19 protein-coding genes and 2 tRNA genes are annotated in these 20,710 nt (G+C 37.0%); 5 read left to right on the plus strand and 16 right to left on the minus strand.

Features of this window, described 5'->3' with window-relative positions; all coding sequences use genetic code 11:
- Positions 1-35: 35 nt before the first annotated feature.
- The 4 genes from NSCAC_RS06050 to NSCAC_RS06065 all read right to left on the minus strand — a co-directional run bounded on the left by NSCAC_RS06050 (position 36) and on the right by NSCAC_RS06065 (position 2,925).
- Complete coding sequence (locus NSCAC_RS06050) at positions 36-1,961, minus strand: SurA N-terminal domain-containing protein (protein WP_197743939.1); 1,926 nt, start codon at positions 1,959-1,961, stop codon at positions 36-38.
- A 512-nt stretch (positions 1,962-2,473) separates the two neighbouring features.
- Positions 2,474-2,550 (minus strand) — tRNA-Asp (locus tag NSCAC_RS06055).
- 13 nt (positions 2,551-2,563) lie between these two features.
- Positions 2,564-2,639 (minus strand) — tRNA-Val (locus tag NSCAC_RS06060).
- Between the two features lie 13 nt (positions 2,640-2,652).
- Complete coding sequence (locus NSCAC_RS06065; protein ID WP_197743940.1) at positions 2,653-2,925, minus strand: HU family DNA-binding protein; 273 nt, start codon at positions 2,923-2,925, stop codon at positions 2,653-2,655.
- A 208-nt stretch (positions 2,926-3,133) separates the two neighbouring features.
- Here NSCAC_RS06065 and rph point away from each other — a divergent pair, with 208 nt between their 5' ends.
- From rph to NSCAC_RS06090, 5 genes are all read left to right on the plus strand, one after another.
- Entirely contained in the window at positions 3,134-3,850 is a 717-nt protein-coding gene (rph, locus tag NSCAC_RS06070) for a ribonuclease PH (RefSeq protein WP_197743941.1), read from the plus strand.
- A 9-nt stretch (positions 3,851-3,859) separates the two neighbouring features.
- A complete protein-coding gene (gene rdgB / locus NSCAC_RS06075) occupies positions 3,860-4,465 on the plus strand; it encodes an RdgB/HAM1 family non-canonical purine NTP pyrophosphatase (RefSeq protein WP_197743942.1) in 606 nt (201 codons plus the stop codon).
- Positions 4,466-4,487: 22 nt separating this feature from the next.
- Positions 4,488-5,645 carry a radical SAM family heme chaperone HemW gene (hemW, locus tag NSCAC_RS06080; protein ID WP_197743943.1) on the plus strand — a complete coding sequence of 386 codons (1,158 nt, stop codon included), beginning with the start codon at positions 4,488-4,490 and terminating at the stop codon, positions 5,643-5,645.
- Positions 5,646-6,143: 498 nt separating this feature from the next.
- Positions 6,144-7,190 (plus strand): agmatine deiminase family protein, encoded by a 1,047-nt coding sequence (locus NSCAC_RS06085; RefSeq protein ID WP_197743944.1) that lies wholly within the window; start codon positions 6,144-6,146, stop codon positions 7,188-7,190.
- A gap of 19 nt (positions 7,191-7,209) precedes the next feature.
- On the plus strand, positions 7,210-8,097 hold the full coding sequence (locus NSCAC_RS06090) for a carbon-nitrogen hydrolase (protein ID WP_197743945.1): 888 nt from the start codon (positions 7,210-7,212) through the stop codon (positions 8,095-8,097).
- A gap of 145 nt (positions 8,098-8,242) precedes the next feature.
- On the opposite strand, the gene NSCAC_RS06095 is transcribed toward NSCAC_RS06090, so the two are convergent.
- From NSCAC_RS06095 to rpoE, 12 genes are all read right to left on the minus strand, one after another.
- On the minus strand, positions 8,243-8,581 hold the full coding sequence (locus NSCAC_RS06095; protein WP_197743946.1) for a zinc ribbon domain-containing protein: 339 nt from the start codon (positions 8,579-8,581) through the stop codon (positions 8,243-8,245).
- A 214-nt stretch (positions 8,582-8,795) separates the two neighbouring features.
- Complete coding sequence (thrC, locus tag NSCAC_RS06100; RefSeq protein ID WP_197743947.1) at positions 8,796-9,914, minus strand: threonine synthase; 1,119 nt, start codon at positions 9,912-9,914, stop codon at positions 8,796-8,798.
- 26 nt (positions 9,915-9,940) lie between these two features.
- Positions 9,941-11,251, minus strand: coding sequence for a homoserine dehydrogenase (locus tag NSCAC_RS06105; RefSeq protein WP_197743948.1), 1,311 nt, complete (start codon positions 11,249-11,251; stop codon positions 9,941-9,943).
- Positions 11,252-11,276: 25 nt separating this feature from the next.
- Positions 11,277-12,452: an alanine transaminase gene (gene alaC, locus NSCAC_RS06110; RefSeq protein WP_197743949.1), complete on the minus strand. Its 1,176-nt coding sequence runs from the start codon at positions 12,450-12,452 to the stop codon at positions 11,277-11,279.
- A 34-nt stretch (positions 12,453-12,486) separates the two neighbouring features.
- Positions 12,487-13,428, minus strand: coding sequence for a GTPase Era (era, locus tag NSCAC_RS06115; RefSeq protein ID WP_197743950.1), 942 nt, complete (start codon positions 13,426-13,428; stop codon positions 12,487-12,489).
- A 3-nt stretch (positions 13,429-13,431) separates the two neighbouring features.
- Entirely contained in the window at positions 13,432-14,100 is a 669-nt protein-coding gene (gene rnc / locus NSCAC_RS06120) for a ribonuclease III (protein WP_197743951.1), read from the minus strand.
- Positions 14,101-14,133: 33 nt separating this feature from the next.
- Entirely contained in the window at positions 14,134-14,937 is an 804-nt protein-coding gene (lepB, locus tag NSCAC_RS06125) for a signal peptidase I (protein ID WP_197743952.1), read from the minus strand.
- Between the two features lie 66 nt (positions 14,938-15,003).
- Entirely contained in the window at positions 15,004-16,803 is a 1,800-nt protein-coding gene (gene lepA / locus NSCAC_RS06130) for a translation elongation factor 4 (RefSeq protein WP_197743953.1), read from the minus strand.
- A gap of 112 nt (positions 16,804-16,915) precedes the next feature.
- Positions 16,916-18,349 carry a DegQ family serine endoprotease gene (locus NSCAC_RS06135; protein WP_197743954.1) on the minus strand — a complete coding sequence of 478 codons (1,434 nt, stop codon included), beginning with the start codon at positions 18,347-18,349 and terminating at the stop codon, positions 16,916-16,918.
- 162 nt (positions 18,350-18,511) lie between these two features.
- Positions 18,512-19,510 (minus strand): MucB/RseB C-terminal domain-containing protein, encoded by a 999-nt coding sequence (locus tag NSCAC_RS06140; RefSeq protein WP_197743955.1) that lies wholly within the window; start codon positions 19,508-19,510, stop codon positions 18,512-18,514.
- On the minus strand, positions 19,494-20,084 hold the full coding sequence (locus tag NSCAC_RS06145; protein ID WP_197743956.1) for a sigma-E factor negative regulatory protein: 591 nt from the start codon (positions 20,082-20,084) through the stop codon (positions 19,494-19,496). The genes NSCAC_RS06140 and NSCAC_RS06145 overlap by 17 nt, the downstream gene beginning before the upstream one ends.
- 43 nt (positions 20,085-20,127) lie before the next feature.
- On the minus strand, positions 20,128-20,703 hold the full coding sequence (rpoE, locus tag NSCAC_RS06150; protein WP_197743957.1) for an RNA polymerase sigma factor RpoE: 576 nt from the start codon (positions 20,701-20,703) through the stop codon (positions 20,128-20,130).
- Positions 20,704-20,710 lie beyond the last annotated feature (7 nt).

Below are 20,710 nucleotides of genomic sequence, written 5' to 3' on the forward strand. Positions count from 1 at the left end.
AACGCTCCAGCTATAGTTAGATATAGTAATTTTTACTAAAAGCTATCTGTATATATTTTGATTTTTGCTTTTTCTTTTAATCCCTCTATAAAGCTACGATAAGCAATTTCACCCCTATTACGTTCAATCTCTTGAGTTAGTCTCTTGCGTACATTTTCATCTAATTTATCAAATACTCCATCTTCTACCGTATAAACTCCCAGTACTGTATAATCTCCATTACTTAAGAAATCTCCTGTAAAAACAGGAGCTCCAGATTTAGGGCGATTTGAATCATAAGCTACCCTTAATATTTCTGGGTTAATCTGGGTATCAAAAAAATTGTGGGTGTAAAATGTTTTTTCATGCCAATCTATATTTTTTACGCCAAAAATTGCTTGCGGCCACTCTCCTTGTTCAAGCTGTTTAATAAGTTGCTGACCAAGTATTTCTGCTTTTATTTTGGATTCGGCTAATATCATCTCAGTTTGTACTTCTTTGTGAATATCACTAAATTCTGGAACATGAGTAGGAATACTCTTATTAATTCGTAATACCACTAAATTATGTTCTCCAAGCTCAATAGTTTGGCTATTTACCCCTTCATCTAACACTTCTTCACTAAATGCAGCTTCAATAATTTTTGGATTAGCGATGATACCATTTGTGCCCGTTCCATCTTTAGAAAAAGGGCTACTCATCTCAATTGGTAATCCTAACGCATTAGCAGCAATTTCAAGAGAAGAAGGATTTTCATAAGCTAGATTATCCAAAATATCTGCTTTTTCATAAAACTCATCTTCAGCTTTCCTTTGGCGATATTTTTTGACAAGCTCTTCTTTTATTTGATCAAAAGTTTTAATCTCACCTGTATGGATATCTGTTAGTTTAATAATATGGTACCCAAACTTACTTAAAACCGGATCGCTTATATCTCCCACACTTTTTAATGAAAATGCAGCTTCTTCAAAGGCTGGATCCATTGTTCCTTTACCAAAAAAACCTAAATCTCCTCCACTTCGAGCAGATCCGGAATCCTGAGAATCCTCCTTAGCAACTTCCTCAAAAGGATTATCTTTTAGTTTTGCTAAAATTGCATTGATTCTCTCTTGTGCAGCTTGCTTATCTTTTTCACTGGCATCTGAAGCAAGAGAAATTAAAATATGACTCACTCGCCGTTGCTCAGATTTGGTATATTGAGCCTTTGTTTCTTCATAAAAGGCTTGTAACTCTTCTTCACTAATAGGTACTTCTTTAGCTAGAGTTTCTCCTTTTAAGTGAAGATAATTAATCACTACTTGATTAGGTACTCTAAAATCTTCTTTGTGCTTTTCATAGAACTGATGAAGTTTATCTTGATTAATTTCAACAGCATCATTAAATTGAGCTACTGGAATAATGCCATAGCCAATCTCTCGTTTTTGAAAACGAATTCGGGCAATATCTTTAAGCTCTTCTTGGGTGACAAATGCAGAAAGAACCAATGCAGAAATAAGTTGATCACTTAGTATGGAAGTGCGTAATTTGGATTCATATAGTGCAGGTGTTAGTCCTTGGGTACTGAGTACGCTTTGGTATAGTCGATTATCAAAAACTCCATTTTCGTCATGAAATGCTTGATTATTGCCAATTACTTGGATCAAGTCAGAATCGTTCATAGCTAACTTCAGCCGCCCTATCTCCTCTATAAGTAAGCGTTGTTCAATGAGTTCATCTAGAACTTTTTTTCTTACCTTAGGATCATCTAGCATAGTTTCTGAAAAAGAGTCACCCATAAGCATACGCATTTGCTGAGTGTAGCGTTGAAATGCAGTGCGAAACTCTACAAGTGTAATTTCTTTATCATTTACGGAAGCCGCAATTGTCTCTCCTTTATCTTGGAAATAATTATTAATTCCCCATAGGGTAAATGGAATGGCGATTAAGCCAACAATAACCCAAGATAAAATCCCTTTCGCTCGATCCCTAATAGCTCCCAGCATAAATTAACAACCTCTATAACAGATAAAATCGGTTTAAAAATAAAAAACTTATTTTACCTTATATTAGTAGTGAGCTGAATTGAAGTTCTTAGGAGTTTTAAGATAAGTTTAATATCTTAGGTTAGGTTATGTGACAAATATTATTGAATTAGTACAGCTGCTAAAATACAGTATGAATTATATTAAGATAAGGAAAAACTATTACTTCATAATGTGGAAGAGCTAAAATCGATTAGAAGATTCGAGCTTAAAGTAAATAAAGCATAGCAAAACTTCTTAAGTATTTAAGCTAAAATTACATAGGATACGTAAATGAATAATATAAATATTTTTTTGATATGCTTCACTACTATTTTTATTTTATCCATGATAGTAACTGGGATCGTCACACCCATCCGAGTTAATGTTGCATTTCTTATGCCCCATTTTAAATGGGTGTATATAAACCAGACACATCATTGATAAAATCAATAATGTTAGTGGGGGACACCTAGAGAAAGTGGAATATTAAGTGGCGGAGCGGACGGGACTCGAACCCGCGACCTCCGGCGTGACAGGCCAGCATTCTAACCAGCTGAACTACCGCTCCGCAAGAAAACCCATGGTGGGCGCTGAGGGGATCGAACCCCCGACTTTCGCCTTGTAAGGGCGACGCTCTCCCAGCTGAGCTAAGCGCCCAATAATCTATCGCTTAGTTTACGGCATCTTTAAGAGTTTTTCCAGCTTTAAATACGGGATTTTTTGATGCTTTAATTTTTATCTCTTCTCCCGTTTGCGGATTACGTCCTGTGCGGGCTGCTCTATCTCTAACTGAGAAAGTACCAAACCCAATCAGAACCACTTGTTCTCCTCGGCTAAGGGTATCTGTAATTGCCTCTACAATAGAATCAACGACACGAGCAGCTTCTGTTTTTTTTAAATCACCTTTTTTTGCAACTGCATCAATGAGTTCTGTTTTATTCATAATATCCCTCTTTCCTTTTTATATATAATTTAAGCAGGCCGCTTTTATTTTTTGTAACATAACAGCCTTTATATCAGGGGATTCAAAGTGGGTCAAGCGACTTAGCCCTATTTTTCTATATTTTAGCTAAAATATTGCGCATTTAAAGTTAGAATAATATTGAAATGAATATCTATCCCTAAAAATACAACAAAGATTAATATTAAAAATGAGACCAAGCAATCGTGCCCCAAATGAATTACGCCCTGTTCGTTTTACTCGTCACTATACTAAATATGCAGAAGGATCTGTATTAACTGAGTTTGGAGATACTAAAGTACTCTGTAATGTTTCTGCTGAGGAGCGAGTCCCTCGTTTTTTAAAAGGTACTGGACAAGGATGGATTACTGCTGAGTATGGTATGTTACCAAGGGCAACAGGCACTCGATCTAATCGGGAAGCTGCACAGGGTCGCCAAGGAGGTAGAACCATGGAGATTCAGCGACTTATTGGTCGATCTCTACGAGCTATTGTGGATTTATCCGCTTTAGGCGAGCTTACACTTACCGTTGATTGCGATGTAATCCAGGCAGATGGAGGAACCCGTACTGCTGCAATTACTGGATGTTATGTAGCGCTTATTGATGCTGTAAATAACTTAATGAAAAAAAGCATACTCATCCATAATCCTATTCATGGGCAGCTCGCTTCAGTCTCAGTGGGGATTTATAAAGGTATTCCTATCTTAGATTTAGATTACCGAGAAGATTCATCAGCAGAGACAGATATGAATGTAGTGATGAATGAATCTGGTGCATTCATTGAAATTCAAGGGACTGCTGAAGGCCATGCTTTTAGAATGAATGAATTATATACCATGTTAGATTTAGCTAAAAATGGTATTGAAACCCTCATTACTAAACAAAGCCAAGCCTTATTAAGGTAAATATACTCTATGATGTTATTACCTAATACCGTGATTTTAGCCAGTCATAACTCTGGTAAAATCCAAGAAATGAGTAAAATTTTAGATTCGCTAGAAATTACACTTATTTCTCAAGCTGAATTAAATATTACTGAACCGGAAGAAACAGGTCTTACATTTGTAGAAAATGCTATTATTAAAGCTCGCCATGCTGCTTATCATGGAAATATGCCTGCAATTGCTGACGATTCTGGATTAGAAGTTGATGCCCTCAAAGGTCAACCAGGTATTTACTCTGCTCGCTATGGAGGGGCAGATAGTAACAAAGAAAAAAATATAGCAAAGCTACTCTCTGAGTTAAAAGGAACGCCTGAATCACAACGTAGTGCTCGTTATCAGTGTGTCATTGTGTATATGAAGCACTGGCAAGATCCTACTCCACTCGTCTGCCAAGGTACATGGGAGGGCTATATTCTTGATGCTCCACAGGGTACAGGCGGATTTGGCTATGATTCTATTTTTTATCTACTAAAGGATCAATGTAGCGCCGCTGAACTCTCAGAACAAGAAAAAAATTACCAAAGCCATCGAGGAAAAGCATTAAGAGCTTTAATTGCAGCGTTTAAGCAAAACTAATTAGGATCGCTTTAATAATAAAGTGTTTCAATTTCAAACCTTACCTCCCCTTTCTTTATATATTCACTTTCCTTGGTGCGTTCGTAAATGCCCTTACTGTGATTTTAACTCCCATCAGTTATTTCAAAATTTACCGGAACAGGCTTATATTGATGCACTTATTCAAGATTTAGAACAAGATTTACCCCGTATTAGGGGACGAAAAATTATTAGTATTTTTATGGGGGGAGGTACCCCTAGTCTTTTTTCACCTGAGTTTATTCATAGGCTACTCTCATCTGTCTACAGTTACTTACCTTGGTCATTGCCTATTGAAATTACACTAGAGGTAAACCCAGGTGCAATCGATCAGAGAAAATTAGCTGAACTTCGATCAGCAGGCATAAATCGCTTGTCTTTAGGTATTCAAAGTTTTAGTGATCATTCTTTAAAAGTATTAGGAAGAATTCACAATGCCAAGCAAGCTTGTCAAACTATTGAAGCAGCTTATCGGGCTGGATTTGACAATATTAATTTAGATTTAATATTTGGATTACCTGATCAAACTCAAGTGCAAGCACTTTATGATATAAAAACAGCGATTGATTTTAATCCCACTCATATTTCTCATTATCAACTCACTATCGAGCCAAATACTTATTTTCACCGTTACCCGCCTTCCTTACCAGTAGATGAATCCATTTATCATTGGCAAGAGTTATGCCAGTCCTCTTTAGAAAATGCTGGCTATGAACATTATGAGGTATCTGCCTTTGCCAAAAGAGACTATCAATGTCTGCATAACGTAAACTACTGGCAGTTTGGAGATTATCTAGGGATTGGTGCCGGAGCCCATAGCAAAATAACAAATGGTGCAGAAAATAATATTACACGCCTATGGAAAGTAAAACATCCTACTGCTTATCTCACTCAAATAGGCACTCAAAAGCATGTTGGGGGAGAGACTACACTTACGCCACAAGATACTATTTTCGAATTTATGCTAAATACTCTACGGCTTACTAACGGATTCTCAAGTACTCTATTTGAAGCACATACAGGACTGCCCTTATCTGCTATAGAAATGCCACTACGACAAGCTAAAGAGTTAGGATGGATTATCTGGGAACCAAACTATATCCAACCTACCCAAAGGGGATCTGCTTTGCTCAATGAGCTACTAGAGCTATTTTTGCCATAGCAACTAATTTTAGTTTCTAAACGCTAGATTAAATGATTCAGCTGATATGTGCTATTTTTTGTACAATTACTTAATCTTGAAAAGCTATTTTGATCCTAGCTTATAAAGAAAATTACTTAGCTCTTAATTACTCTCGACATTAATGCAGTAGCTTATTAGCTATAATTACTATTGGGGTAATTCTTTACAATTCTCTCCAACATTGAGGCTTATTTGAGACATTTTCTTTTTGATGGATAAATAGCTTGATAGAGACCTAAGCATACAAAGACCAGTATATTTTCTTAGATTAACGTATACCCAGTTTATAATTTTTTTCATATTTTAGTATAAAGTATTTTTCTGCGAAAATAGCCATAGCTTTAACTAGTAGTTACCTCTAATTTTTTATTTACTCCTTTTCTTTATTTTCACTTTTTGATTGTCTCTTAATCCAGATCATTATATATTTACGATACTTATCCTCAATACTTTAAATAATTTTATTTATCTCTATCCATGGGTAGCGCTAAGTATTCTCTCCTCCCAGAATGGGCTTTCCAAGCTGGAGTCATGCTTGCTTGGCCTTATCCTCAAAGTCCTTGGCAGCCCTACTTTGATTCGGTACAAACCGTATATATTAATATCGCTCGCGAAATTGCCTGTAGAGAAAAATTGCTCATTATATGCAATAGCACAGCGCAGAGAGCAGAAATTACTTGCCTACTAGTACAAGAAAAAATTAACCAAAAAAATTGCTTTCTTCATGTTACTCCTTTTAATGATACTTGGATTCGGGATTATGGCCCGATTAGCTGTGTGAATCGAGAAGGAAAAATAAAACTTTTAGATTTCACGTTTAATGGTTGGGGGAAAAAACACAAGTCTGAATTAGATAATCAAGTTACCCAATGTTTATACCAGCAACATACCTTTAATCAAGACATTACATACCAATCTTTAGATTTTGTTCTAGAAGGAGGAAGTATTGAAACCGATGGGCAAGGCAGTTTACTGACTACTGAACATTGCTTATTATCTAAAGCTCGTAATGATTCTTTAAGTAAAGAAAAAATTACTCAGAAATTAAAAGCTTGGTTAGGAGTAGAGAGAATTCTATGGCTATGCCATGGGCAACTCATGGGAGATGATACAGATGGACATATTGATACCCTAGCTCGATTTTGTAATCCAGAAACGATTTGTTATGTAGCTTGTAATGATCCACAAGATTCTCATTTTGAAGATTTAAAGGCTATGGAAAAAGAATTAAAAACCTTACGTACCTTTCAAGGAAAGCCTTATCAGCTTGTCCCCTTGCCTTGGCCTAGCCCTAAAATAAGCAAAGATAGACAAAGATTACCGGTAAGTTATGCAAACTTTTTAATTATTAATCAAGCTGTGCTTGTACCTACTTATGAGGATAACGCAGATGAAAAAGCATTAAAAACACTACAAATGTGTTTTCCAGATCAGGAAATTATTGGAGTAAATTGTCTTCCTCTCGTTCAGCAATATGGCAGTTTGCACTGTATTACCATGCAACTGCCCTTCGGAGCCTTCTAAATATAAAAATGGGATCAATATGAATCAACAATTAAAAGTGGCTATTGTTCAGCAATTTTGCATGCAAGACTCTCAAGAAAATATTGCCCAAAGCGTTCGAGGAATTCGAGAAGCTGCAGCTCAGAGAGCAAAATTGATACTCTTACCTGAACTGCACAAATCCCTTTATTTTTGTCAAATGGAAGATTCTCAATATTTTTCCTTAGCAGAAACCATACCTGGTCCTTCTACAGAACTATTTGGTAAGCTAGCTAAAGAGTTAAATTTAGTGTTAGTCGTCTCTCTTTTTGAACGGCGTGCTCCTGGTATTTACCATAACACAGCAGTAGTACTAGATACAGACGGAAGCATTGCTGGAAAATACCGAAAAATGCACATTCCAGATGATCCAGGCTATTATGAAAAATTCTATTTTACTCCCGGAGATTTAGGATTCATTCCTATTAAAACTTCTATTGGTACCCTTGGCGTTTTAGTTTGCTGGGATCAGTGGTATCCAGAAGCTGCTCGTCTTATGGCGTTAGCTGGTGCAGAGATTCTTCTTTATCCTAGTGCTATTGGTTGGGATCCAAATGATACTTCTGATGAGAAACAAAGACAACGTGATGCGTGGATAACTATTCAACGTAGCCATGCTATCGCTAACGGATTACCTTTGTTAGCAAGTAATCGAGTGGGCATAGAACATAGTGCAGATCAAAATCAGGCTAAAATCCAATTTTGGGGGACCAGCTTTATTACTGGTCCTCAAGGGGAAATGCTTGCTCAAGGATCCGAGAGTAGTTCTGAAATTGTACTTGCAGAGATTAATTTATCTCGTACAGAAAAAGTGCGGCAAATGTGGCCTTATTTTCGAGATAGACGGATTGATGCCTATAGTAGCTTAACTCAACGCTATCTTGATTAGTTAATAGGCTATAAGTTATCTAGTTCGGAGTTGACAGCTTACACGTCACGATTGCAATGCCTTCAGCATGCTAACAGTATCCTTGCTATTTCGTTCGTTGCATTTTTCTTGCATCAATCCAGTCCAGCCCCTAGCCCTATTTAGCTTATATTAAACAGGGTTCAGGTTTATGCGCCAGTCCGCAAGCCTTAATTTCTGTGCTCCTAACGGTATGTAATGCTTTCTGTAGGATTACTTTGGCTGCTGCAATATCTCGGTCTTGCTTAGTTCCACAATCTGAGCAAGCCCACTCTCTGATATTTAGCGGCAACCCTTCGCTAACTGTTCCACACTCAGAACACACACCGGTACCAATCGCTCTAGCTAGCTTCCTGTTAACCATGATGCCACGCACGTTTAAGTCCTCAATAGCGATTACTTGGTTCTCGCATACTAAGGTTGCGTGTTCTTTACCAAAGTGAGTTGCCGACTGAGTGTTATCCAATTTAGATTCTCTTTACGATCTTTATAGGCATCACTACGAGAACGACATGCGTTGAATTCTTTTTCAAGTTGCCTGAGAGTGAGATAAAATCTTTGTTTGTATGCTTTCATTGCTTTGGTATAATTAACTTAGCACGCAAGTCTAGTAATACTCAAGAAAACCGCTGCCGTTAATTATTTTTATTTTGACCTTGTGTCCCGCTCCGTGCACCATTTTATTTCGCACCGTCGCTAGGGGAGCTAGGGGAGCGTCGTACATCTGTGCGTTCCTTCAATGCTGCTTGTACAGAGGCAAGATTAGCTTCAATAGTAATCATTGGGGTTTTACTTTGGGAAATAGCAATATTGGGATCCTTCAATCCATGACCTGTTAAGGTGCACACAATTTTGCTTCCGCTCGGGATTTTCCCTGATTGAATATCTACCATGGCTCCTGCTAAAGAAGCTGCTGAAGCAGGCTCACAGAATACTCCTTCTTTTTCTGCTAGTAATTTTTGAGCAGTTAAAATTTCCTCATCAGTACAGGCACTAAACCAACCCTGGGATTCTTCTTTTGCTTGCCATGCTTTATCCCAGCTTTGAGGATGGCCAATACGAATAGCAGTGGCTATTGTATCTGGATCATCTATCATTTTTCTAGCAATAAAAGGTGCTGATCCACTGGCTTGATAGCCACACATACGAGGACGAGCGTTAGTTACACCTTGAGCGTAGTACTCGCTATAGCCCATCCAATAGGCAGTGATATTACCTGCATTACCTACCGGTAAGCAATGGAAATCAGGGGAAAAACCAAGTTCTTCAATAATCTCAAAAGCAGCAGTTTTTTGCCCTTGAATCCGATAGGGGTTAATAGAATTAACAATAGCTACTTGGCTTTTACTTGCCACTTCTTTAACTAATTTCATCCCTACATCGAAGTTACCTTTGATCTGGAGTATTACTGCTCCATGGAGCATCGCTTGAGCAATTTTTCCATGGGCAATTTTCCCCTCAGGAATAATCACAAAAGCAGTTATGCCTGCTCGAGCAGCATAGGCTGCTGCAGAGGCTGAGGTATTTCCGGTAGAGGCGCAAATAATTGCTTGACTCCTTTCCTCTAAAGCCTTAGTTACCGCTACACTCATCCCTCGATCTTTAAAAGATCCAGTAGGATTAAGCCCTTCATATTTCACGTAAATATCAATGTCCCTATTGAACTCTTTTGGAATATTTTCTAACTTAATTAAAGGGGTATTCCCTTCTCCTAAGCTAACAATGGTAGAGTCGCTTTGGATTGGTAAGCGATCTCTATATTTATCAATAAGTCCTGTATATCGTGTCTGAGATGCCATTTTGTGTTCTTAAATAATGATTAATTTTAACGAAAAGCTTCTAAGCGGATTTTTTTGATTTTTCCTTTAATGGAGCTAAGTTGCTCAATCTGGCAAATAGCTTTATCCATATTTTGTTCTAACACTCTTTGTGTAAGGATAATAATGGGTACATCTTGCTCTCCTGAAATAGGCTCTTGCTGTAATATTGATTCAATACTAATATTATTTTCCCCAAATACTCGGGTAATATCTGCTAGTACTCCAGGACGATCTAAAGCCTGCATTCTTAAATAATAAGCAGTTTTAGCCTCTATAATAGAAAGAATAGGGGTATTAACTAAAAGATTTGGTTGAAATGCAAGATGAGGTACTCTATTTTCTGGATCTGAAGTTAAGGTACGCACTACATCAATTAAATCAGCAATCACTGCCGAAGCGGTAGGTTCTGATCCAGCTCCTGGTCCATAATAAAGGGTAGATCCTACCGCATCCCCTTTTACTAAAACTGCATTCATTACCCCATCCACATTAGCAATCAATCTGCGATCTGGAATAAGCGTAGGGTGTACTCTCAGCTCAATACCTGCAGATCTTCGCCGTGCTATGCCAATATGTTTAATTCGATAACCCAGCCGATAAGCATAATTGATATCTTCCTGAGCAATTTTCTCAATTCCTTCGATATAAGTTTTTTGGAATTGTAATGGGATTCCAAAAGCAAGGGAAGCAAGAATAGTTAATTTATGGGCTGCATCAATCCCGCCAATATCAAAACTTGGATCCAATTCTGCATAACCTTTTTTTTGTGCATCTTCTAAGGCTTGAGTAAAGCTACATCCCTTGTCTCGCATTTCAGTGAGAATAAAGTTATTAGTACCATTAATAATACCTGCTAACCACTCAATTCTATTTCCAGCAAGCCCTTCTCGAAGGGCTTTTATAATAGGGATGCCACCTCCCACAGCTGCTTCAAAAGCTACCATTACTCCAGCTTTCTGCGCTGCTGTAAAAATCTCATTTCCATAGTGGGCAATAAGGGCTTTATTAGCAGTGACTACATGCTTTTTATGGGCAATCGCTTGAAGAATCAACTGATATGCAGTATCTATGCCACCAATCAGTTCTAACACGACATCTATTTGAGGATCTGTGACGATTTTATAGGGATCGGCAGTTAAATTAATTCCAGTTAAATCACATTGGCGCTGCTTTTTAGGATTACGAGTAGCAATACTACAAATTTGAATATTACGCCCTGCCCGCCGAGAGATCTCTTCAGCATTGCGTAAAAGTACGTTAACTGTACCACTACCTACGGTACCTAATCCAAGTAATCCTACCTTAATTGGTTCCAACCCTTTTCCTCCACGATAGTGGTTATCAATATTGCTTTAACATTTGCCGCATTCCTCGAATAGCTTGTCGAGTACGGTGTTCATTTTCAATTAAACTAAAGCGAACATGCTGGTCTCCATAAGAGCCAAAGCCTACTCCTGGAGATACGGCTACTTTTGCCTCGTTAAGCAGTTTTTTAGAAAATTCTAGAGATCCAAGATAGCGAAAATCCTCTGGAATAGGTGCCCAAACAAACATAGTTGCTTTTGGAAATTCAACTTGCCAACCTATATCAATTAATCCTTGGCAAAGCACATTACGGCGTTTGCAATAATTATCCGCAATGGTTTTCACACAGTCTTGTGGACCTTCTAAAGCAGCAATTGCTGCAACTTGAATCGGAGTAAAAGTACCGTAATCTAAATAGGATTTCATACGAGCAAGAGCAGCAACTAAAGTGGAATTTCCACACATAAACCCTATTCGCCAGCCAGGCATATTATAGGTTTTTGATAGAGAATAAAATTCCACGGCAACCTCTTTTGCACCGGTCACCTGTAATATCGAAGGAGCACGATAGCCATCAAAAGCAATTTCTGCATAGGCTAAATCATGAACCACCCAAAGATTGTATTCCTTAGCAATATTAATTGCCTTTTCAAAAAAGGCTAAATCTACACATTGAGCCGTAGGATTTGCTGGAAAATTTAAGATCAACATCTTTGGGCGAGGCCAAATATCTTTAATTGCTTTTTCTAATTCTGCGAAAAAATCTCCACCTACTACTAAGGGGACATGGCGAATATCTGCACCTGCAATAATGACCCCATAGGGATGGATAGGATAGGCAGGGTTTGGCACTAATACTGCATCACCAGGTCCAAGAGTAGCCAATGCTAGATGAGCTAGCCCTTCTTTAGATCCAATGGTAACAATCGCTTCAGTTTCAGGATCTAGTTCAACACCGTATTTACGATACCACTGACAGATAGCACGACGTAATCTAGGGATACCCCTCGATACAGAGTAACGGTGTGTATTAGGACGTTGCGCTGCTTCAACTAATTTATCTACAATATGTTTTGGTGTAGCTTGATCTGGGTTCCCCATCCCAAAATCAATAATATCTTCTCCTCTGGCACGAGCTGTCGCTTTTAGATCATTAACAATATTAAAAACATAGGGTGGAAGTCGCTGAATTCTAGAAAAATCCTTTATCAAGTGCGTAACCTATAAGGTAATATTTTATTAAAAATTAAATAATTGTTGATAAATATGCTGGATCGTTACTATAACCGAGTTTATGAAGTAAATGTTTGTTATCTGACCACCCCTCACATACTTTTACCCATAACTTAAGATAGACTTTAGAATCTAACATTTTTTCCATTGCAACCCTAGATTCATAGCCAATTTGCTTTAATCCCAAGCCTTGTTTCCCTATGACAATTGCTTTTTGCCCCAATCGTTCTACATAAATTACTGCAGCAATACGGCAAATTTCTCTATCTTGCTCAAAAGATTCTATAGATACAGTAATTGCATAGGGGAGTTCTTGACCTAAATGGCGGGTTAATTTTTCACGAATTAATTCAGCTGCTAAAAAACGCTCACTACAATTAGTCACTTGATCTTCTGGGTAGATAAAAGATCTTTTAGGAAGTAACTCAGCAACTCTACGCTCCAAAGCAGGTAAATTATCACCTTTTTGAGCTGATATGGGAATAACTTCCTTAAAATTATGTTTTTTTGTAAAAAACTCTATACAGGGAAGTAAATCATGTTTTTGGGTAATTCGATCTATTTTGTTAAGTACAAGAAGAATAGGAGCTTGAATGTCTTTTAAAATCTCTAAAATTAATTCATCATCCTGAGTAAATCGATGAGCTTCTACTAAGAAAAGTATGATATCTGCTTCACCAAGCGTGGAATTAGCTACCTTATTTAAATAATTATTAATTGTGCGATACTCTTTTTTCTGTACCCCAGGCGTATCGATATAAATAATTTGAGTATTGATAAAAGTTTTAATTCCTAATATTCGATGCCGAGTTGTTTGGGGGCGATAGGCAGTAATACTTATTTTTTGACCTAACATACGATTAAGTAAGCTTGATTTACCTACATTAGGTCGCCCAATCAAGGCTACATAACCGCAAGAAGTCAGTATATTTTCTTCTACTGATTGGTGTTGCATATTTTATTCTTCTAATTGTGCAAGAATTTGAGTTGCCGCAGCTTGTTCTGCTCTACGACGGCTACTCCCTATCCCTATTTTAGTTGGAAGATTATCAGCAATACATGTTACTTCAAATACTCGTTTATGAGATTCTCCACTAATTTTGCTTAAGTGATAATCTGGTAAAGGAAGTTGGCGTGCCTGAAGATATTCTTGAAGGCGAGTTTTAGGATCTTTTAAAGATATCTCTTGCGTAACTGATTTAAGCCGATTCTCATAAAGAGAAGCTACGATCTGAGAGCAGCGTCTCAGCCCGGCATCTAAATACATTGCACCAATGATAGCTTCAAAAGCATCTGCAAGAATTGAGTTTCGCTGATAGCCACCACTTTTTATTTCACCAGGACCTAAGATGAGATAATTATTAATATTAAGTTCTCGTGCTAAGGTTGCTAGCGTTTCCTCTTTTACTAGGCTCGCTCTGATTCTAGTTAACTTTCCTTCTTGAGCAGCTGAAAATTGATTATAGAGAAGATCAGCAATCAAAAAATTAAGAATAGAGTCTCCTAGAAATTCTAGACGTTCGTTATTTTCCTTGCAAGCACTGCGATGAGTAAGTGCCTGAATTAGCAAAGATGAATCCGTAAAACAATAGTCTATTTTTTGATAGATTTGCTCTAAGTTACTCACAGGATAGTTAATATATCATGCAACCAATTATATTTACTTTATTTTATTTCCAATGCGATCTAAAATTACACCGCCTTTATCCCAATCCCAGCTCATCCAAACCATAAATGCTTTACCAATTAAATTCTCTTCTGGAACAACACCCCAAAACCGACTATCATTACTTCTATCCCGATTATCTCCCATCATAAAATAGTGACCTTCTGGAACTTCATATTCTCCTTCTCCTAAAGTAATGTTAGGTGCGACGGTAATTTGATGTTCTTGAGTGCCCAGATATTCAATACGAAGCTCATCAGGACGATTATATAGAGTATCTTCCTGAAAATAAGGGCCTATTAGTTTTTGTTTCATAGGTTGATCGTTAATATAGATAGTTTTATTACGATAGCTAATCTTATCTCCAGGCAGTCCAATAACACGTTTTATATAATCTACTCTAGGATTCTTAGGGTAGCGAAAAACTACTACATCCCCCCGCTTTGGTTCACCAAGGGCTATAATTTTTTTGTTTATAGCAGGAAGACGAATCCCATAAATAAATTTATTGACTAAAATAAAATCCCCTACCATAAGGGTAGGAATCATCGATCCTGAAGGAATACGAAAAGGCTCTACTAAAAATGAGCGTAATACTAAAACAACTATAATTATTGGAAAAAACGAGCGGGCATACTCAACTAAGATAGGATCTTTAGCTGTTTTCTCCGTATCTGATGTAGCTTCTTTAGTCGTATTTTTGCGTCTTGCTGGAGCCCATAACCAACTATCTAAAGCCCAAACTGTACCTGTAATTGCCGCAGCAATCACCATAACTGTAGGAAAATCTAGGTACATTTAATTAAACTGTCCTATATAAATAAATGAAATATCTTAGGGATAATCTAAGGATAGATGATAGCGTTATTTGACAGTTTTTTTCCCTACATTTAACACTGCAAGAAATGCTTCTTGAGGGATTTCTATAGATCCAATTTGTTTCATACGCTTCTTTCCTGCTTTTTGTTTTTCTAACAATTTACGTTTACGAGTAATATCTCCACCATAACACTTAGCTGTTACATTTTTTCGTAGTGCTTTTACTGTAGTGCGGGAAATAATGTGGGCACCAATAGCTGCCTGAATAGCTATATCAAAGAGCTGCCTTGGAATCAGTTCTTTCATTTTTTCTGCAAGCTCTCTTCCTCTGTGATGAGCTTGATCTTTATGCACAATTAAAGAAAGTGCATCGACACGCTCATTATTAATGAGTAAATCTAATTTTACCAAATTTGCTGCTTGAAATCGCAGAAAGTGATAATCAAGAGAGGCATAACCACTACTTACAGATTTAAGTCGCTCAAAAAAATCAAGTACTGCTTCACTTAAAGGCAATTCATAACAAAGGGAAATTTGGTTTCCTAAATATTGAAGCTGCTTTTGTAACCCTCTTTTTTCTTCACAAAGACTAATTACCGCACCGACATATTGTTGAGATACTAAAATATCAGCTTGTATAATAGGTTCTCTTATTTCTGCAATAGATCCAGACTCAGGCAGTAATGCTGGATTATCAATTCGCAAAATATTACCTTTACTGGTCAGTACTTCATAAACTACCGTAGGAGCAGTAGTAATTAAATCTACATTGTATTCTCGCTCCAACCGCTCTTGGATAATTTCCATATGGAGCATCCCTAGGAATCCACAGCGAAACCCAAAACCTAGCGCTTGAGAGGTTTCGGGCTCGTAAAATAATGCTGCATCATTAAGACGAAGTTTGGCAAGAGATTCTCTTAAATCCTCATAAGAATCAGAACTAATAGGAAATAATCCAGAAAAAACTTGGGGTTTTACAGATTTAAACCCTGGTAATGGCTTAATTCCAACTTGTCCAGCATTAGTTATGGTATCTCCCACTGGAGCACCATCTATTTCTTTAATTCCCGCAATAATATAGCCAACCCCTCCTGCTGAAAGCTGAGTAATTTCTCTAGGTTTAGGTGTAAAAATACCTATTTTTTCTACTTGATACTGCTGTCCAGTCGATAAAATTATGATTTTGTCTTTAGGATAAATACATCCATCTACAATTCGAATTAGAGAAACAACGCCTAAATAGTTATCAAACCAAGAATCAATAATTAATGCTCGCAAAGGAGCTAAAGGATTACCTTGGGGAGGGGGAATTTTACGAATAAGTACTGCTAAAAGTGCATCTATCCCTAATCCTGTTTTTGCACTTACTTGTAATGCATCGGTAGCATCAATACCAATAATTTCTTCAATTTCTTGGCAAACTCGATCAGGTTCAGCAGAAGGTAGATCAATTTTATTTAATACAGGAACAACTTCTAAACCTTGTTCTATCGCAGTATAACAATTTGCAACGCTTTGAGCTTCAACTCCTTGAGAAGCATCTACAACTAATAAAGCCCCTTCACAAGCAGCCAATGATCTAGATACTTCATACGAGAAATCTACATGTCCTGGGGTATCAATAAAATTCAGGTCATAAACATTCCCTTCCATTTCATACTGCAAGGATACACTATGGGCTTTAATAGTAATTCCTCGCTCCCTTTCTAAATCCATAGAGTCAAGTACTTGCTCTGCCATTTCCCGTTCCGCCAATCCGTGGCAGATCTGAATAAATCGATCTGCAATTGTAGATTTACCATGGTCAATATGAGCAATAATGGAAAAGTTACGAATATTTTTCATACTTGAAATAAGTAGAATGACTCATAGGAACAATAATAAAATACCGACTAGTAGAAATAGCCCAGTATCTAGCCGGTATTCTGTAAAGTTAAGTAAAAAGGTTAATAATAATTTAATTTGGTACTTTAAGTGCAATAAATATCGAAGTATTCTCACCCCGCTGTATCAACACCGGTACTTTTTTACCTGAAGGCAGTTTCTTAGCTATTTCCTGAAATTGTTTAATATCGCTTATTTCTACACTATTAATTTTGAGGATAATATCACCATTTTGAATTCCAGCATCTAAAGCAGGTCCTTCTTTTACCTCAGTAACTTGTACGCCAGTGCTTAAATTTAAATAAGCTTTTTGCTCACCGGTTAAATCAGATACTTCAATAGCAAGGCGTTTTTCAGTCACTTGACCATGTTTACCTACCGTTTTTTGTAGTTCCTCTTCCTCAGGCAATTTCCCCACTTTAATTTTAATATTTTTCTGCTTACCTTCCCGTAAGATATCCATACTGACAGGATCGCCAATCTTTGTTTGCCCTACTAATGGGGGTAAGGATGATGAGCGTGAAATGGGTTTATTATTAAAACTTAGGATAATATCGCCAAGCTTAACCCCTGCTTTTGCAGCAGGACTATCAGGAAGTATTTTAGCAACTAAAGCTCCTTGCGGTTTTTCTAACCCAAAGGACTCTGCAAGTTCTTGAGTAACATCTTGAATAATAACCCCAAGCCAGCCTCGTGTCACTTGACCATTCTCTTTAAGTTGCTCAACAGCACGCATAGCTACATCGATGGGTATAGCAAAGGATAACCCCATAAACCCACCCGTACGGCTATAAATTTGAGAATTAATCCCTATCACTTCTCCAGCTAGATTAAATAGAGGTCCTCCTGAATTACCAGGGTTAATCGCTACGTCTGTTTGAATAAAAGGAATGTAACTCTCTTCAGGCAAACTTCTACCTACTGCACTAACAATACCTGCGGTAGCTGAATAATCAAACCCAAAAGGAGATCCTATAGCAAGTACCCATTCTCCTACTTTAAGTTGATTTGAATCTCCATATTTTAAAGTAGGCAAATTTCCTGCCTCAACTTTTAATAGACCAAGATCACTACGAGCATCGCTACCTACTACCTTAGCTTCCAGTTCTCTACGGTCACTGAAACGTACAATAATCGCATCTGCATCACGAATAACATGATAATTAGTAATGATATATCCATCAGAGGAAATAACAAATCCAGATCCTAGAGAATGAGTTTCAAATTGCTCGGGGCTTTCTTGCTCATTTGGATTACCAAAAAAGTGATGGAAAAAATCCTCAAAAGGACTACCCTTTGGAACTGGGGGAAAGCCATGAGGTAATCCAGCATTTTTTCTTGAAACTTTTTGGGTAGTGCTAATATTAACCACTGCTGGTCCATTCTGCTCAACTAGCTTTGTAAAATCTGGTAAATTTTGTACTTGTGCCTCTACCTTATAAGTAGTGCTACTGATTAATAGTAATATCGAAAAAAATATCTGTTGCTTATTAAAAAAAAACTTCATAATATTTGCTCCTAATATTCCTCTCTAGGAAGGATGAATAAACCATATTTTAAAGAGTAGAATGGGAAAAAGTAAAATATAGGGATTCTCTTACTTTAATAAAAATGAAGAGTAACTAAGCTTACTATATATAAGTTTATCCTCTGTAATTTGGATTATATTCTAATTAATATAACGAATAGATTTACCAATTTTCTCTACAGCTGCGTGGGGAATATCCCCTACCACAGTAAGATAATGTTTTGATAAGGTAGTGCCATAGGCATTAATAGCTCCTAAGGTTGAAAAACCATGTAAGTGACTTTGATGGTTATCAATCGCACTTTCGATAAATACAGAAACAGATCCCAATCCATCTGAATAAGCCAAGTGCTCTACTGGTATCTGACTATTGGGTAATAGGTGTTTCCCATAGGCAACTAGGGTAAATCCTAGAGGTAACCAGTCTATCTTCCAATGACTCTCTTCCTGACTTTCTAGATCGGATTTTATAGATTTATCTTCTCTTTTCTGGGAAACCCTCTTTCCTACAATTGTAGGTAATAACTCTTGCTGAGAGATTTGAGTAGGCAATGATAAAGAGATAAACATAACCTGCTCAAGGGGGCGATTGTCTTCTCCTATCATAATACTCTTAAGTAATAAGCCTGTATTTGGATCAACCCAAAGGTGATATCCATAACGGTAAGGATCGCTAGGAATTACAATAATTTCTTGTGTTTCTCTGCCAGCTACTCTGTTTTTTTTTCCTATAGAAAATTGATAGTATTTAGATATATCTTTTAGTTTTTTCGAAAAATTCCTTAAGAAATTATTCCCACTATGGAAATCCCCCTCAATATTTTCTTTTCTATTAGGAAAGATATGGGTGATAGATTCCTTATCTCGAATGATTTCTCTAGGAGGGCCATTCAAGGAAGTTAACCGCTCATATTCTCCATATTTATCCACTTTATGAACAACATGAATGGCTTTTAGTTGATCATTGCGTAAATAAACAAAAACCCCTTTATAATTTAGATGGGTTGATGCGTATTCCATTTGATTAATCAAGGACAATGCAGAATTAGAAGTACTAGAATCTGCAACGGCTATTGAATATGGAGCAATCACCACAATAATAGTGAGCAGTTTAAAATATCTGTTACTGGTGATCTTCATAAGAAACAATTCGCCCATAACCAAGTATACCCGATGTATCAATATACTCAGTATGGTTCACCAAATAAGTGTTTAGTTGCTGTTTTACCTCAGGATCGGGAGCTGTCCAGCGAGTATTATTCACACTAATAGTAGGGCTCGTATTAAGATTTGATATACTCTGTGCTGCTAAATCAATTGATTCTGTTTTTAGTAAAATCGATTGATTCAACAAGGTATGTAATCCGAATGTGATTACACTGAGTGAGGCTGCAACGGCTAATCCTAATGAGGAAATTTGTTTTAAGTTTAACTTTCCAAATAAAGTAGATTGCTTATATTTTTGTTTATCTTCCTGAACTGGAATGAAAAAAGTAGGTTCAGATTCTAAAGCTTCAGAAATTCTTATAGAAAGATCAAGAGAAGGATCGTTTGATAAATTCCTTTGCATAGAATCCCTAATAAAATGATAGTGCTGCCAGTGATTACGAACTAGGTTATCATTTTTAAATGATAACAACACCAAATCCAATTCTTCTACTGGAAGCTCTCCATCCATAAGTGCTGATAATTGTTCATTAATGCAATTGCTCATAATATATTCAACCTTTTATGGCTATAAATCTAAAAAAATATTACTAGGTAAAATGTGCTAAAAAAGGATTAATTTTTTCATCAATTGCCTCCCTTGCTCGGAAAATTCTAGAACGCACAGTACCAATGGGACAATCCATAACTTCAGCAATTTCAGCATAACCTAAACCCTCTAGCTCACGCAAAATAATTGCCGTGCGTAGTTCATCTGGTAACTCATTAATTGTTTTATCTATTGTTTGTGCAATTTCATCTCGGATTAATAAATGCTCCGGAGTAGCCTGATCCTTTAAGTATGTTTCAGCAACATAATCTTTAATATCTGTATCATTTTCAAGGGGATACCGATTTTGTACAATTAAGTAATTTTTGGCAGTATTAATTGCGATACGATATAGCCAAGTATAAAATGCACTTTCACCTCGAAAGCGAGGTAGAGCCCTATAGGCTTTGATAAAAGTTTCCTGTGCTATATCTAATGCATCCCCTGAATCACGTATATAATGGGAAATAAGCCTTAATATTTTTTGTTGATATTTTAAAACCAGCATATCAAATGCTTTTTTATCTCCACGCTGAACACGCTGAACTAGATCATAATCAACTTGTCTCTCGCTCATTGCAGTT

The sequence above is a fragment of the Candidatus Nitrosacidococcus tergens genome (assembly GCF_902810445.1).
Lineage (GTDB): Bacteria > Pseudomonadota > Gammaproteobacteria > Nitrosococcales > Nitrosococcaceae > Nitrosacidococcus > Nitrosacidococcus tergens.

Excerpts from the sequence above, each read along its gene's own strand:
- lepB (WP_197743952.1), bottom strand. The coding sequence starts at position 14,937 with ATGTACCTAGATTTTCCTACAGTTATGGTGATTGCTGCGGCAATTACA.
- era (WP_197743950.1), bottom strand. The coding sequence starts at position 13,428 with ATGCAACACCAATCAGTAGAAGAAAATATACTGACTTCTTGCGGTTAT.
- NSCAC_RS06135 (WP_197743954.1), bottom strand. The coding sequence starts at position 18,349 with ATGAAGTTTTTTTTTAATAAGCAACAGATATTTTTTTCGATATTACTA.
- thrC (WP_197743947.1), bottom strand. The coding sequence starts at position 9,914 with ATGGCATCTCAGACACGATATACAGGACTTATTGATAAATATAGAGAT.
- rdgB (WP_197743942.1), top strand. The coding sequence starts at position 3,860 with ATGATGTTATTACCTAATACCGTGATTTTAGCCAGTCATAACTCTGGT.
- NSCAC_RS06145 (WP_197743956.1), bottom strand. The coding sequence starts at position 20,084 with ATGAGCAATTGCATTAATGAACAATTATCAGCACTTATGGATGGAGAG.
- rpoE (WP_197743957.1), bottom strand. The coding sequence starts at position 20,703 with ATGAGCGAGAGACAAGTTGATTATGATCTAGTTCAGCGTGTTCAGCGT.
- NSCAC_RS06050 (WP_197743939.1), bottom strand. The coding sequence starts at position 1,961 with ATGCTGGGAGCTATTAGGGATCGAGCGAAAGGGATTTTATCTTGGGTT.
- NSCAC_RS06140 (WP_197743955.1), bottom strand. The coding sequence starts at position 19,510 with ATGAAGATCACCAGTAACAGATATTTTAAACTGCTCACTATTATTGTG.
- lepA (WP_197743953.1), bottom strand. The coding sequence starts at position 16,803 with ATGAAAAATATTCGTAACTTTTCCATTATTGCTCATATTGACCATGGT.
- NSCAC_RS06065 (WP_197743940.1), bottom strand. The coding sequence starts at position 2,925 with ATGAATAAAACAGAACTCATTGATGCAGTTGCAAAAAAAGGTGATTTA.
- rph (WP_197743941.1), top strand. The coding sequence starts at position 3,134 with ATGAGACCAAGCAATCGTGCCCCAAATGAATTACGCCCTGTTCGTTTT.
- NSCAC_RS06090 (WP_197743945.1), top strand. The coding sequence starts at position 7,210 with ATGAATCAACAATTAAAAGTGGCTATTGTTCAGCAATTTTGCATGCAA.
- NSCAC_RS06085 (WP_197743944.1), top strand. The coding sequence starts at position 6,144 with ATGGGTAGCGCTAAGTATTCTCTCCTCCCAGAATGGGCTTTCCAAGCT.